This window comes from Paenibacillus phytohabitans (assembly GCF_013141775.1).
Lineage (GTDB): Bacteria > Bacillota > Bacilli > Paenibacillales > Paenibacillaceae > Paenibacillus_AQ > Paenibacillus_AQ phytohabitans.
This window is the reverse complement of the sequence record NZ_WHOB01000062.1, coordinates 318,093-333,000: the sequence shown is the minus strand read 5'-3', so window position 1 is coordinate 333,000 and position 14,908 is coordinate 318,093. Positions and strand designations below refer to the sequence as shown.

Here is a 14,908-nt window from a genome sequence, read left to right as displayed (position 1 = left end):
ATTCGTTATATTTAAAATATGAATGAACATAATTAAATTCATTCATTTCAAACCGGAATAAAATGCCCAGTACATCCACTGAACATTTAATAGTGTATTCTGCCACCGGCCAAACGAAGCCGGAGACCTTTGTCAATGCTGTGTATCCGTCAAGCCTTTCATGATAAACTCGACTAAATAGTCCAGGATTTGCGGAAAATAGCTCACCCCGATCTCTTCCTTGTGAATGTCGATATACGGCACGGAGTTGAATAAGGCAAGAATCATGCCGTCCTCCAGATCCTCTCTGATCTTCCCCTTGGTCTTCCAGTGCCGGATTAATTCCAGCGTGCCGCTGTTCATCATTTCATGAATGCCCTCTATACCGCCATGCTCATAGAATTCCTTCTCCAGCTTGCTGAAAAGAGCTTTGTTGTACCATTCCTTCAGGATTGGATTCGTATTGATCCCGCTGTAATTAAGCGCCATGATTTCTTTGAGCACTTTGGCAGGCTCGTCGTCCAGGTTGACCGAAGACTGCAGGATGCTCCGCTTCAGCTTCTCGTTCTCCTGCAGATAAATATCGATGAACAGCTTCTCCTTCGAGGCGTAATAATTATAGAACGTGCCTACAGCGAACCCGCACATTTTGGTGATGTCGGAAATATTGGTGTCCTTGAAGCCTTTAGAGCTGAACAGCTCTTTGCCGCATCTGAAAATCTCAGCCTTCTTATCTTCCATCCGTAAGCCCTCCGTGCCTGAGTGAATAATATTTAATTCATTCATAATGTAGCACAGCGCTGCTGTCATTACAACACACTTTTAACTACTCTGAATCGTATCACTTCAATGCTGCGATGAATAGGCTGTTGTAATTAATTGAATAATGGAGGTACCCTTATGACCTTTGATAACGAATATCCTAGCAGTCAGGCTTATCCATCCGCATATCCTTATTCTCCGCGTAACACTTCCTTCCCTTACTCGCATTACTACCATCTTGTCCGCTCAGAACCCGGTCAAATCCTTCCGGCAACAGAAAACCAAAGTGTCAAAAACGATTTCGTAAAAGGGCATATGAACGCAGATGTGGGCAGCGGGCAGGGAATTCATGTCGATGCCGGAGGCGAAGTGGGCGGTAAACACGGCATCGGTGTAAATGCCGGCGGGAATGTAAAATACACCGGCGCTGGTATGCATGCAGGCGGCCATATCGGGAACACTTCCTATGGAATCCAGGCACAAGGTAACACCCATCTGGACAGCGGCCAGGGTCTTGGGCTTAATGCAGAAGCCCAGGCCTTCGGCAAGTACGGGCTGGCGGCCCAGGCAGCTACCCAGCTCGGCGGCGGCCAGGGAGCCAATTTTCATACGGGGGCACAAGCCGGAGGTGAACACGGTCTGAGTGCAGAGGCCGGCGGCCATCTGGGCTTAAGTCAAGGTGCAGGGCTCCAGACCCAATTGCAGCTCGGCGGTGACAATGGGCTCGGTGCACAGGCCAAGGCGCAGCTCGGCGGAGGTCAGGGCGCAGGCATAGACGTTACCGGACAGGTAGGCAAATATAACGGACAATTAGGCTTTACCATTGGCGGCAAGGATAAGGAGTCCAAGGAGTAACCGGGCCGGAGGTTTGATCCGCCCCTGACTTTTAGTGCAGGAGGGGGCGGTCAGCCCCTATTCTCCGTGCGCCGGTATACATACGGACAAGCGTGAAGCATATAAATTATATTTCAATTGGAAACGGCTTTACCGCCCTTTTTCAAGACTATACCTCGTCCGCTCAACATCTGTTCAGTAACAGTATCTGTATATGAAAGTTCCGCTGAGTTTTAGCGAACCGCCGGCGACTTTCAGAAGGATCACTGAGCTGGCTGTAGGTCTGGAAACCAGCTGTTCCCACAAGCAAGTGGAAAAAGGTGTCTTAATTATTCGATTTCGGAGGTTTATAGTCTATTAATTGGAAAAATGACATCTATTGCTCAGGGTTTCAGCGACTTTGAGTGATATGAAACTATTTAAGTGCTCTTTTTCCAACTGCTGTTTTAGCAAGGCTCTGTTGTTCATCAGCAAGTGGAGAAAATCCAACTGCTATATTTTAATACTGGCGCATATTCAAGTGGAAACGGATACCGTCCTTAAGAGGAGGGTATCCGTTTCAGCGAGAAATAGAAGAATAACTTATAGCGAATCTTATATCTAAAAAAAAGGACCGCCAGCAGGCAGTCCATACCCTATTCTCTGATAGCTTCAGCGGTTCAGCAGGCTTCCGACATATTTCAGCAGCTCATTGGCGCAGATCGGGCAGTAGTTGTGCTCATCGATCAGGCGGCGGCTGACTTCGTTGATGCGTTTCAGCTGGCTCTCATCCGGCGTTTTGGAGGAGGTGGTGATTTTGACGATATCCTTCAGGTCGGTGAACAGCTTCTTCTCGATGGCTTCGCGCAACCGGTCGTGGTTGTTGTACTCGAACTTCTTGCCCTTGCGGGAGTAGGCGGAAATGCGGATCAGGATCTCCTCGCGGAAGGCCTTCTTGGCATTCTCGGAAATGCCGATCTGCTCCTCAATGGAGCGCATCAGCCGCTCATCCGGCTCCATCTCCTCGTCCGTGAGCGGGTCACGGATTTTGGACCAGTTGCAGAAGGCTTCAATATTGTCGAGATAGTTCTCGAACAGGGTTTTGGCGGATTCTTCAAAAGAGTACACAAACGCCTTCTGCACTTCGCTTTTGGCGAGAATATCGTATTCCTTGCGGGCAATGGAAATGAAGTTCAGGTAACGCTCGCGTTCCTCCTTCGTAATCGAAGGATGCTGGTCCAGGCCGTCCTTGATCGCCCGCAGCACATCCAGTGCGTTCATGCACTGCAGGTCCCCTTTGATCAAGGCGCTGGAGATACGGTTGATGACATAACGCGGGTCGATGCCGGACATGCCTTCGTCCAGGTACTCGGTCTGCATTTCCTTGAGATCGGCTTCCTTGTAGCCCTCTACCTCTTCGCCGTCGTACATGCGCAGCTTCTTGATCAGGTCCATGCCCTGCTTCTTGCTCTCCTTAAGCCGGGTCAGAATCGAGAAGATCGCCGCCGCCCGCAGCGCATGCGGGGCAATATGCACATGCTTCATATCACTTTGGCCGATGAGCTTAGCGTAGATTTTCTCCTCTTCCGATACCCGCAGATTATAAGGCACCGGCATGACGATCATGCGCGACTGGAGAGCCTCATTCTTTTTATTGGAAATGAAGGATTTATACTCGGTCTCATTGGTATGGGCAATGATCATCTCATCCGCCGAGATTAACGCGAAGCGCCCGGCCTTGAAGTTGCCCTCCTGGGTCAGCGACAGCAGATTCCACAGGAATTTCTCATCGCATTTCAGCATTTCCTGGAACTCCATTACCCCACGGTTAGCCTTGTTCAGCTCCCCGTCGAAGCGGTAGGCGCGCGGATCGGATTCCGAGCCGAATTCCGTGATGGTCGAGAAGTCGATACTGCCCGTCAGGTCAGCAATATCCTGCGACTTCGGATCGGACGGACTGAAGGTCCCGATACCTACCCGTTCTTCCTCCGACAACAGCACCCGGACAACTCCAACCTGTTCGATATCACTCTGGTATTCATTCTTCAGCCGCATCTGGCAGGACGGGCAGAGATTGCCTTCGATGCGTACACCCAGCTCCCGCTCGATCTCCGGCCGCAGCTCCAGCGGAATCAGATGCAATGGATCCTCGTGCATCGGGCAGCCCGCGATGGCATATACCGCACCTGCATCCGTACGCGAATATTGCTCCAGTCCGCGTTTGAGCAGAGTGACGAGTGTTGACTTGCCTCCACTGACCGGTCCCATCAGCAGCAGAATCCGTTTGCGCACATCCAGCCTCCGGGCGGCGGAATGGAAATATTCCTCCACCAGCTTCTCTACCGCACGGTCCAGCCCAAAGATCTCCTGTTCAAAAAACTTATACCGTTTACGTCCGTTGATGTCCTCGACGCCGTGTGACTTGATCATGTCGTATACGCGGGAATGAGCCGTTTTTGCGGGAGAGGGATCTAGTCTCAGCAGTTCTATATAGTCCTTGAAAGTGCCGCTCCACGCCAAACGGTCGTTCTCAGCCCGATACGAAGCTATACGCTCAAAAATATCCATGGCTCGCTGCCTCCTCTTGCGCTCCTACTTGCTCCACCAAGCTTAGAAAGTGTATTACATACCTATGCGGCGAGCCCGGAATAGTTGACCTCTTTTTTGCTGTGCTATAATAGAGAATCATGATTTCCCTTAAATAATTATGCTGCATTAAGAGCGCAGGAGTGAGTACAATGGCGATCAAACAGGAAACGGAGCTGTATGCTCCTTTGAAGAGTTTTTTTGAGCGGCAGGGCTATGACATCAAGGGTGAGGTGCGGACCTGCGACCTGGTGGGCATCCGGGAGGACGAGGATCAGCCGCTGATCGTGGAGATGAAAAAATCGTTCAACCTCGCCCTGCTGCTGCAGGGGGTGGAACGGCTGCGCCTCAGCCCGAACGTCTATCTCGCCGTGGAACGCGTGCGGGATAAGAAGGGCGCGGTGAACCAGCGCTGGGGCGAGCTCAGCGGGCTGTGCCGCCGGCTCGGACTCGGGCTGATCACCGTCGTCTTCTACAAGACGAAGGCCCCGCTCGTCGAGGTGCTCGCGGAGCCGGGCGAGGCGCCGCCTCAGGCCCGCAGCGCCGTACGCCGCCGCGAGCGCCTGCTCTACGAGTTCCGCGAGCGCAGCGGGGACTACAACACCGGCGGCAGCACGCGCGTCAAGCTCGTGACGGCCTACCGCGAGAAGGCGCTGCGCGTGGCCGCCGCGCTGCAGGCCCTCGAGGCCGAAGCCGCTGCTGGCGCGGCCGGCCTCACAGACGGGCGCGCCCCGCTGGGCGGCGCGCCCGAGGCCCCGCGCGGCGTGACCCCCGCCGCGCTGCGCAAGAGAAGCGGCGTGCCCGGCGCCGCCGCCTACCTGCAGAAGAACTACTATGCGTGGTTCTTCCGGGTCGAACGCGGCCGCTACACGCTCACGGCCGCCGGCACTGCAGCGCTGATCGAATACGCGGCGATCGCGGAGATCAGTGCGGGCAAGCTGTAGCCACCCAACAAGTGGAATAATAGCACTTAACTTCATGACTTTATCCCGTCAGAACGGTTTAGTTGGATAAAAGGCATCTAATTGATCTGATTTCGAATCGAATGGCGAATTCCGAATCAATAGATGTATTATTTCCATTTAAATTCCTGAAATCTCCAGTTTCAGAAGAATTAAATGCTCTTTTTCCACCTATTCCGTGAAGAAGGGTAGAGCAGAATTGGGCAGAGCAAAAAGACACGCATACGCATACAGATACAAAAGGAGTCATCCCGTACGCAGACCCCCTGCGTGGCGAGACAACTCCTTTTTTTCACCCTAGTTCTTTCACTTGTTCTTGTAATCGTTGTTCCAGTCGTTCTTCCATTACTTTCGCGCCAGACTTACAAGTCTCAGCCCTACATCCTCCCACACCTTGCAGTCACACACGCCTTATGCTTTTGGCTTTTCGGCTATCTAACTTTTCAGCTTCCAGCTACCGTGCCTAAGCAAGCACCGTATACAGCAGCTCCTTCTCCTTAACAGAGGAACGGCCGGAAGGCAGGATTGACTTATACTGCTGGATGTTTGTGATGATGACCGGCGTAATGGTGCTGTAGCCTGCCTTCTCGATCTCAACATGATCGAACTCCATCAGCAGATCGCCGACAGACACCTTGGTTCCAGCGGTAACCTTAGGCGAGAAATGCAGTCCCTTCAGCTTCACGGTGTCGATCCCGATGTGGATCAGCATTTCCGCTCCGTTGTCACTGACCAGACCAATCGCATGGCCGCTCTTCGACAGCGAGAACACCGTTCCGTTAACCGGCGATACTACGCGGCCTTCGGAGGGCTGAATGGCAAAACCCTGACCCATAATTTCTTCGGAGAACGCCGGATCATTCACTTCACTCAGCGGCTTCACTTCACCTGCAATCGGACTGAACACTTCTTCATTAACCATCGTCGGTTCAACCCGCGTTACAGCAGACGCAGCCGTCACGCTTGCTACCGGAGGTGCTGCTTCCACAACCGGCGCTGCAGCAGCCTCAGGCTCATCTTCAAAGCCCAGAATATAAGTGACGACAGCCGCAACCGCAGCACCAATCGCAAAGCCGATGACCGAATAGACGAAGGTCGCTCCAATAACCATCGGAATCCCGGAGAGCCCGGCAAGTCCGCCGATGACATAAGCCTTGACTTTGAACAAGCTGAGGAACGCACCGCCGACAGCTCCGCCGATCAGGGCTGAGATGAACGGCTTCTTAAGGCGCATATTCACGCCATACATAGCAGGCTCTGTAATCCCCATAAAGGCAGTAATACTAGTGGACATCGATAGAGATTTCAGCTTGCTGTTCTTGGTTCTCAGCGAGACACCAAGCGCACTGCCCGCCTGGGCAAAGTTAGCAACCATCATAATTGGAATCATATAGTCATAACCAAGCTGGGCAATAGAAGCGATCATGATCGGAATAAGTGCATAGTGCATCCCTGTGATGATCAGCAATGACATCGTTCCGCCGAGCAGCAGTCCTGCGAACAGGCCGGTATTTTCGAACAGCCAGCTGATTCCTCCGGTAAGGCCGTCCCCGATAATTACGCCCAGCGGGCCGACAGCAATCAGGGTAAGCGGCACAATGACAAGCAGTGTTACCGTTGGAACAATAATCAGCTTCAGGGAGGCGTGGGTGATTTTATCTACTGCTTTTTCCACATAGGAAGCCAGCCATACCGCAATGACAATCGGAATCACGGATGAGGAATAGGTTGCGGCTACCACCGGCAGCGAAGCAAACGTGACAGTCTCCCCGGACCCCAGCAGCGTAGTAACCGTTGGATGCAGGATCGCAGCCCCTATTGCTGCAGCAATGTACATATTACTGCCCAGCTTGCGGGCAGCACTGACCGCCAGGACGATCGGCAGGAAGTAGAAGGCACCATCGCCGATGGCCGAGAGAATGACATAAGTAGAGTTATCCGTACCCATCCAGCCCAGCGCCACGAGCAGGGCTACAATCCCCTTGATCATCCCCGCGCCGGTGATGGCCGGAAGGATCGGTGTGAAGATCCCCGAGATGAAATCGAACAGCTTGCTGAGCGGATTCTGCTTCTTCTTGTCTACCTTTTCAGCGGAGGTCTTCTTCTCGGGAGAACCCGCCATATTGCCGACCAGCTCATTGTAGACTACCGGCACATCATTACCGATGATGACCTGGAATTGCCCGCCGTTAATCATAACTCCCATTACCCCGTCCGTCTTCTGCAGCGCCGCTTTGTCGGCACGGTTATTGTCATTCAGATTGAAGCGCAGCCGGGTCATGCAATGGGTGACCTGATCGATATTTTCTTCTCCGCCGACCAGCCGCAATATTTCTTTAGACAGCTCATTTTTATTCATATGGGCTAACTCCTTTAGTCTATTATGTTGTTTATTGTGTATTTTTGGCAAAATAAAAACCTAAACACCGGTCCGTGATGCATACTTACGCTCATCACTGTCCGGGTTTAGGTTTTGCCTCCGGGTAGAGTAGCAATCCTGCCCCACATTATTCAGTTACATCATTTTCATTGCGGTTAATCCGTTCAATATGGATAGTCAGGTAGAGGATTTCTTCCTTAGACAAGACCCGCTTGTAAATCTTGCGTGTGTAGTCGGCAATTTTCATCGTACAGGCATATGCTGCCGGGTACTGCTGCATAACCAGATCATGCAGCGCATGATCCTTATCCCGGTCCTCAGCGGCGGTACCCTGAACGACCCGCTGCGCGAAGAATTTCAGATGGGTCAAAAAACGGTAATAGCCGAGCGATTCTTCATCCAGCTCAATCAGAAAAGTCCGCCGGACAATGTTTAGGATGTCCTTCACAATATTCGTAATGCTCACCGTCTCACGCATTTCACCATTCATCTGCGCATTGACCAGATGCATTGCAATGAAAGCGCACTCGTCCTCCGGCAGCAGCACGCCAAGCCGTTCCTCAATGATTTGCAGCGCCTTCCGTCCAATGGAGAACTCTTTACGGTACATCCGCTTGATTTCCCATAGCAGTGCATTCTTGATTTGAAGCCCCTGACGGTGGCGGTCGATGGCGAAATGGATATGGTCCGTGAGCGAGATATAGATGCTGTCATGCAGCTTCTCTCCCAGGACCGTTTCGGCATAACGGATCACTTCATCGGTACATTCCACATACTCCATCGGAATATCGGAGAGCAGCGACATCAGCTTCTGTGATACTTCCTTATTCTCCAGAGAGAATACTTTCTCAACCTTGTCCTCTTCAATGTCATCACCAGCCTGCTTCTTGAAGGCAAGCCCCCGGCCCATTACGACCAGTTCCTTCCCGCTGGCATCGATTACAGTTACAACATTGTTGTTGAGCACCTTAGCAATTTTCATTCCATCACCTTACACCGTCAGAGTAATAAAATCACCCCACAAAGTGGGGATATAACATGGATACGAACTCAGGTACTTTGCAGGGACCTCCAAATATATACTTCCTAATAGGATAAAAAAAGGCAAAACCAAAACGGCATCAACAATGCCCGTTTCTGGTTTTGCCTGAATGAACAGTAACAATCCAGTTATTTCACCTGTAGCAGCATCTTAGCATATCATTATGAAATTGACAATACTTTTATGAAAACGGTTTACTTAAGATCTTGGGCTTCTTAAGCTTGCCCCAACGATGTTATAAAATTTCACCATTCGATGAAATAACCTGCTTGTACCATTCAAAAGAATCTTTTTTGCTGCGGTTCAGCGTGCCGCTTCCGGTATCATCCAGGTCTACATAAATGAATCCGTAGCGTTTGGACATTTCCGAGGTAGACATACTGACCAGATCAATCGGCCCCCAGGCTGTGTAGCCCATCAGCTCCACGCCATCCTTCACCGCTTCCTTCATCTCCTTGATATGCTCACGCAAATAATCGATCCGGTAATGGTCATGAACCGCCCCGTCTGCTTCTACCTTGTCAAAAGCACCCAGTCCATTCTCCACAATGAACAATGGCTTCTGGTACCGGTCGTACAGGTTGTTCAGAGTGATACGCAGACCCACCGGGTCAATCTGCCAGCCCCAATCGGAGGCTTTCAGATAAGGGTTCTTGATTCCTCCAAGCAGGTTCCCTGCGGTAGCTTCGCCTTCCGGACCGGCAGATACCGTAAGCGTCATATAATAGCTGAACGAGATGAAGTCCACTGTATTCGCAGCCAGAATCTCATCATCTCCCGGCTCGCGGGTGATCACAATGTTATTTTCGGCAAAATAACGGTCCATGTAACGGGGATACTTGCCGCGCGCATGCACGTCAGTGAAGAACAGATTCATCTGGTCCTCTTGCTGTCTCTTGCGCACATCTGCCGGATTGCAGGTATTCGCATAGCTCTCCATTCTAGCCAGCATACAGCCGATCCGGGAGCCGGGAATAATCTCGTGACCCAGCTTGGTTGCCAGAGCACTTGCCACAAACTGGTGGTGCAGTCCCTGGAACACGGTCTGAAGCTTGTTCTCCACCTGATCGGTAAGGATGCCGCCTCCGGTGTATGGACTGAACAGCATCACATTAATTTCGTTGAAGGTCAGCCAGTATTTCACCTTGCTTCTGTAGCGGGTAAATACAGTTTCGGCATATTTCACATAGAAGCCGACCACTTCACGGCTGGCCCAGCCGTTATACTTCTGCGTAAGTCCCAGCGGCGTCTCATAATGAGACAGGGTCACGAGCGGCTCAATGCCGTATTTAAGCAGTTCATCGAATACATCATCGTAGAATTGCAGGCCCTGCTCGTTCGGCATGGCATCATCGCCATTCGGGAAAATACGTGCCCAGTTAATCGACATCCGGAAGACCTTGAAGCCCATCTCGGCGAATAAGGCGATATCCTCTTTGTACCGGTGATAGAAATCAACGCCTTCACGTTTCGGGAACCAGTCGTCCGTCTCTCCGGCAAGAATCCGGGCGATCCGCTCGGTGGAGATTTCCATCGAATGATCTCCCTGGCGTTTATCCTTGGGCACGAAGGCGATCATATCTGCGGTCGACAACCCTTTACCCCCCTGGTCAAAAGCCCCCTCCAGCTGATTGGCAGCGGTTGCGCCGCCCCATAAGAAATTCTCAGGAAATCCGTTTTGTACTGCAGCCATTGTCATTACCCCTTTTCCAAGTTGTTGTTCAGATCAGCAGGCCTGGAAAACAGAAAAACCTAAACCTATGGCAATGTCATTGAAGCCCCGGTTAAAGGGTTCAAATCAGTCACCATCAGTTTAGGTTTTGCCTGGCCCGGCCAGTAACAATCCAGTAAACGATGTGTTTATGGAGTATTTAATTGATTTCAGCCTAACACAGCACCCGTGAAATTTCAAATTAAAATCTGCTGCGCTCCTCTCAGCTCCGCGCCGTAAACTCCGATACCGCTTCACTCATCAGATTCATGCCCAGCAGCAGCTCATCCCGGCCGGGGTGGCTGAAGTTAAGCCGGATCCGGTCCGAGCCTCCGCTTACACTGCAGAGTGGTCCGGGCAGAAAGGCTACGCCTTTAGCCAATGAGGCACGCAGCAGTGCCATGGCATCCAGCCCCTCCGGCAGCGACACCCAGAGGAACATCCCGCCAACCGGCATATCATACACGCTGCTCTTCCAGGCCGGGCGTTTCAGAAGCTCGGCCATCAGCTTCAGGCGGGTATTGTATTCCCGGTTCAGCAGGGTGATATGCTCCCGCAGATCAAAGGCGCTTACACTAAGCAGATGATGCAGCAGCCGCTGGTTCAGCGAGCTGGACTGCCAGTCCGCCATCTGCTTCGCAGCGGTCATCATCCCGATCAGCTCGCGGCTTCCCGCCGCCCAGCCCGTCCGCAGCGCCGGCGCAACCGTTTTGCTGAATGAACCGATATACAGCACATGCCCGCCCTCGCTGACATTCTCCAGCGCGTAGAGGGAAGGGTATCTCAGGGAAGGATGCTCATCATAACGCTGGAAATGCAGATCACCGTAAGAATCATCCTCTATAATCAGCACGTTATGCGAGGTACACAGCTCAAGGATTTCCTTACGCCGCGCAAGGCTCCACAGCACACCGCTCGGATTGGTAAAGCTCGGCGTGGCAAACAGCATTTTGGGCCGGTGCTGGCGGATTCCGCTGCGCAGATGATCGGGCAGCAGGCCGTCCTTATCCCCCTGCACCGGAATGATCACGGCACCCTGCATCCGCAGCGCCTGCAGAATGCCCGGAGAGGTCGGATTCTCGACCAGCACCCGGTCACCTGGATCAATATAGACTCTGGCCAGCAAATCGATGGCTTGTTGGCTTCCCGTTGTCAGAAGAACTCCGCCTTCGCCCACATTAACCCCCTTGCCTCCCAGCCAATCTCCGGTAAGCCACTCCCGCAGCGGGCCATAGCCCTCGGGATCGCCGTACTGCAGAGCTCCGGCATCTGCTGATATCACCGTCGATGCCGCTTCAGACAATAGCGGCAACGGGAATAATTCCTCCGCCGGCAGCTCTTCCGCCAGCGAGATCAGCGTGCCGCGCCGCGTCTGTTTGCGGATGCTCAGCAGTGGTGATGACAACAACGTATGTGCGCGCGCAGAAAATTCATACTTCATACGCTCCCCCCTTTACTCTGGTTTAAGAATATTCCAGCCCGGACGGCATTATGTCGTTATACGGGGATCAGGCGTAGATTTGCTTGTTCTGTCTTGAGAATAGGGCGAATTTCTCGATCGCCTGTGCCCTCGTAGATACTTCCAGCTTAACATAAATCTTGCGCAGATAGTTATCGATCGAGCGGCGGCTGACTTCAATCTCCAGGGCGATCTTATCGTATGTAATTCCTTGCACAATGCGTTCCATAATAAACATCTCTGTCTGTGTCAGCTGCATTACAGCATCCAGCCCTCTGGAAGAGGTCACCGGACGCAACCCCTTCTCAATCCATTCGAGCGGAATGGAGAGGAAGCCTTCACGGATTCCGCTAATCATCTGCAGCAGCTGATTCGGAGTCGCCCCCTTGGACAGCACTCCGCTGGCCCCAAGCTCAATCAGCGGCTGAAACATTTCTTTATCATTCTCTTCGGTCATAATTATAAAATGGGAGCTCTGTGAGCTCTTCTTCATCTCTGGCAGAACATCCTCTACCGTTCCTTCCGGCATTTGATAATCGCTGAGTACCAGGTCCGGCCCGGTATCGCGCACCATGGAAACGCATTCGCTCCAGGTGGAATACATACCTGCAACCTCCAGCTCTCCCCCTTCTTCCAGAATCAATTTTGTTCCCAACATACTTGTGGGATGACATCCCACGATGACCACCCGCCAGACTTTCATCAATGCCCAGACCTCCTGCTATCTATATAATTTACCAGAATGGAAAGCGCGATAAGCGTTTCCGGTTAACACGCAAGCAAGGAACTATGATGTCTTGTCTGTTCTTCCTACTTTTACCTTGAATACGCCCCTCAGATATTCCAATCTATAGAAATTGTATCGCAGTAGTTTAACAGGATGCAATTACTTTTTCTTGTTTTCACAAGCTCTTTCACTTTTGCGAAAATAGTAAAAGTCTGATAGAATGGGGACTTGAAAAAAAATGGCTTGAGGTGATAAAATGCAACCGCTAGCGGAATCGACCCGGGTACACTCGCGCCGGAGCGCAGAGAGAAGCGGACCTTCCGTAAAATGGTTTCTACTGTTCTGGATTTTGATGATTGCACTCGGCGTTTATGCCGTGTACAGCTACACAAACCATCTGAAAGATCAGGTGCTGAGCGAGCTTGGATCACAAAGCCAGCAGCAGCTTACCGTTTTGAAGACCGATTACGAATCCAAGATCGCCGTCCTGACCGAACAGGTGAAGGAACTGCAGAGCACGGTGCAGACCTTTAATGAATTATTGACCTTCACCAAAGATAACGCCAGCAACAAGACAGACAACAGCAACAAACTGTATACACAATTAAGCGAGGTCAAGAAACAGCTGGATGCGCTTAAGAAAGAGATGGATCTGCTCAAATGATGACTCCTGTCAAAAGAGTAAACCGTTTCTTCATGCTCCTGACCGCGCCGCTCTTCGGACTGCTGCTCTGCCTGTGGCTGTATCAGCCGCCGCTCGACCTCAAGCTGGATACCGGACCCTTTACTGCTGTCTCCGGCCCTGTTAGTGAGACCGCTAAGCTTAAGCAGGATCTGGCCGTAGCCAAGAGCTATGCGTCTTACACCATCGATTCGATCAGCGCCAGTGCCCTGCTGTACAAGCAGACCACGAATGCCATGAATGCGCTGGTCAGTACGGCGGCAGCCCAGACCTCCCGCCCGGAGCGGATCTACAATAACAGGATTACCTCCCGGCTGGGCATACCTGCCGATGTAATTACCAGTGACCGGATTACCATTGAATTGTACCGGCTGAACCCCGGAAACTATAAAGCATACGCGTTAAAGATCAGGCTGAAGGATCCTGCTGCCATGAAGATGAGTCTGGCCGGTGACGGCACTGGCGCATCCGAGACCACCATGCAGGCCGTGAACCGCTATGGTGCATCCGCAGGCATCAACGCCGGCGGGTTCGCCGATCAGAACGGCAAGCGATATCCGCTGTCTACAACCATTGTCGGCGGCCAGTATCTGTACGGCTTCGAACCCAGCTACAAGGATCTCAGCTTTGTCGGCCTGAACAAGTCCGGGCAGCTGATCGGCGGCAAGTTCAGCAGCCGGGCACAGCTGGATCAGCTGGAGCCCGTTTTTGGCGCCACCTTCGTGCCGGTTCTGCTGAAGAATCACACCAAGACTGTGATCCCGCAGAAATGGCAGCTCACTCCGAAGCGCGCACCGCGCACCGTGATCGGCAACTTCAAGGATGATCAGCTGCTCATCCTGGTGGCCGACGGTTATGACGAGAACGGCAATTCCGGGGCTACTCTGGCAGAGCTTCAGGACAAGCTGTATAACCTTGGCGTCATTGATGCCTACAATCTCGATGGAGGCGGATCTTCCTCGCTGATCTTCCGGGGGAAGGTCATCAATAACCCTTCTGACGGCAATTTGCGGCGTGTACCGACGAACTTCCTGTTCTTCAAGTAAGTGACTGGAGTTCGTCAATGCCATAAATCACATTTTCATTTATTTTTGCGGAATGAAAGCGTATAATCAGATTAACGAATAACAGTCACTAACGGAGGTGCACAGCATGTCGTTCTCCCTGACTTTTTGGATCGTGACCCTGGTTTTTCTGCTGTTTCTGGCCGGCATCCTTACTTCTTCCTACAACGACGACAAGACCAAGGGCTTATAAGAGTCCGCTGAGCGTTTACAAAAAAAGGAGCACCGCACTGATGTGCGGCGCTCTTTTTGGTGTGAAGAAAAGCCTTTTCCAATCAGCAGCCTGTTAAAGGACGCCGTTCAGCGCTTCTCCTATGTAGATAGTAATACTGTTTGTACTTACGCGTGTCTTGGCAATTGAGTCATTTCCGAAAGGCAGCTTGCACAAATATAACGGTCTTTATATTCGCTTACGCCTTCCATACCTCCGCAAAAGACACATTTCGGACGGTAACGCTCCAGAATGATATGGTCGCCCTGAACCAGAATTTCTACAGGGTCGCCTTCATTCATTGAATACCTTTTACGCAGGGACTTAGGCAGAACAATTCTACCCAGCTGATCTACTTTACGTACAACGCCAGCAGGTTTCATATCTAACTTACACTCTCCTGTTCAACTGATAATTAGTAGCTACATAAGATAAACTTAAGAATGAGAACTCTCATTCTTAAGCTCACGTTCTATACTACTTATTTCGGCACTAATTAACTATTTCGTTACTAAAATGTCGAATCCTGC

General features: G+C 51.7%; 12 protein-coding genes. 4 read left to right on the top strand and 8 right to left on the bottom strand.

All coding sequences use genetic code 11. The annotated features are described in order from the left end of the window. Window positions 1-132: 132 nt before the first annotated feature. Window positions 133-720: a TetR/AcrR family transcriptional regulator gene (locus tag GC101_RS21770; RefSeq protein ID WP_171718937.1), complete on the bottom strand. Its 588-nt coding sequence runs from the start codon at window positions 718-720 to the stop codon at window positions 133-135. A gap of 159 nt (window positions 721-879) precedes the next feature. On the opposite strand from GC101_RS21770, the gene GC101_RS21765 reads away from it, so the two are divergent. Then, a complete protein-coding gene (locus tag GC101_RS21765) occupies window positions 880-1,596 on the top strand; it encodes a hypothetical protein (protein ID WP_171718936.1) in 717 nt (238 codons plus the stop codon). Between the two features lie 630 nt (window positions 1,597-2,226). On the opposite strand, the gene GC101_RS21760 is transcribed toward GC101_RS21765, so the two are convergent. Further along, the gene (locus tag GC101_RS21760; protein ID WP_039304496.1) at window positions 2,227-4,122 is read right to left on the bottom strand and encodes a PrkA family serine protein kinase; all 1,896 of its coding nucleotides are present in this window, start codon (window positions 4,120-4,122) and stop codon (window positions 2,227-2,229) included. A gap of 170 nt (window positions 4,123-4,292) precedes the next feature. On the opposite strand from GC101_RS21760, the gene GC101_RS21755 reads away from it, so the two are divergent. Next, window positions 4,293-5,084 carry a DUF2161 family putative PD-(D/E)XK-type phosphodiesterase gene (locus tag GC101_RS21755; protein WP_171718935.1) on the top strand — a complete coding sequence of 264 codons (792 nt, stop codon included), beginning with the start codon at window positions 4,293-4,295 and terminating at the stop codon, window positions 5,082-5,084. 481 nt (window positions 5,085-5,565) lie between these two features. Here the strand turns inward: GC101_RS21755 and GC101_RS21750 are convergent, their stop codons facing one another. The 5 genes from GC101_RS21750 to GC101_RS21730 all read right to left on the bottom strand — a co-directional run bounded on the left by GC101_RS21750 (window position 5,566) and on the right by GC101_RS21730 (window position 12,400). Continuing rightward, window positions 5,566-7,461 carry a beta-glucoside-specific PTS transporter subunit IIABC gene (locus GC101_RS21750; RefSeq protein ID WP_171718934.1) on the bottom strand — a complete coding sequence of 632 codons (1,896 nt, stop codon included), beginning with the start codon at window positions 7,459-7,461 and terminating at the stop codon, window positions 5,566-5,568. 148 nt (window positions 7,462-7,609) lie between these two features. Further along, on the bottom strand, window positions 7,610-8,464 hold the full coding sequence (licT, locus tag GC101_RS21745) for a BglG family transcription antiterminator LicT (RefSeq protein WP_171718933.1): 855 nt from the start codon (window positions 8,462-8,464) through the stop codon (window positions 7,610-7,612). 295 nt (window positions 8,465-8,759) lie between these two features. Continuing rightward, window positions 8,760-10,217 (bottom strand): glycoside hydrolase family 1 protein, encoded by a 1,458-nt coding sequence (locus tag GC101_RS21740; protein ID WP_171718932.1) that lies wholly within the window; start codon window positions 10,215-10,217, stop codon window positions 8,760-8,762. 241 nt (window positions 10,218-10,458) lie between these two features. After that, entirely contained in the window at window positions 10,459-11,676 is a 1,218-nt protein-coding gene (locus GC101_RS21735; protein ID WP_171718931.1) for an aminotransferase-like domain-containing protein, read from the bottom strand. 67 nt (window positions 11,677-11,743) lie between these two features. Beyond that, window positions 11,744-12,400 (bottom strand): response regulator transcription factor, encoded by a 657-nt coding sequence (locus GC101_RS21730; protein WP_076242663.1) that lies wholly within the window; start codon window positions 12,398-12,400, stop codon window positions 11,744-11,746. Between the two features lie 277 nt (window positions 12,401-12,677). Between GC101_RS21730 and GC101_RS21725 the strand changes: the two genes are divergently transcribed. Both GC101_RS21725 and GC101_RS21720 read left to right on the top strand, forming a co-directional pair. Then, on the top strand, window positions 12,678-13,085 hold the full coding sequence (locus tag GC101_RS21725; protein ID WP_039303387.1) for a hypothetical protein: 408 nt from the start codon (window positions 12,678-12,680) through the stop codon (window positions 13,083-13,085). Further along, window positions 13,082-14,149, top strand: coding sequence for a phosphodiester glycosidase family protein (locus GC101_RS21720; protein WP_076242662.1), 1,068 nt, complete (start codon window positions 13,082-13,084; stop codon window positions 14,147-14,149). Before GC101_RS21725 ends, GC101_RS21720 begins: the two co-directional genes overlap by 4 nt. A gap of 357 nt (window positions 14,150-14,506) precedes the next feature. Here the strand turns inward: GC101_RS21720 and GC101_RS21715 are convergent, their stop codons facing one another. Beyond that, entirely contained in the window at window positions 14,507-14,761 is a 255-nt protein-coding gene (locus GC101_RS21715) for an AbrB/MazE/SpoVT family DNA-binding domain-containing protein (protein ID WP_039303382.1), read from the bottom strand. Window positions 14,762-14,908: the final 147 nt, after the last annotated feature.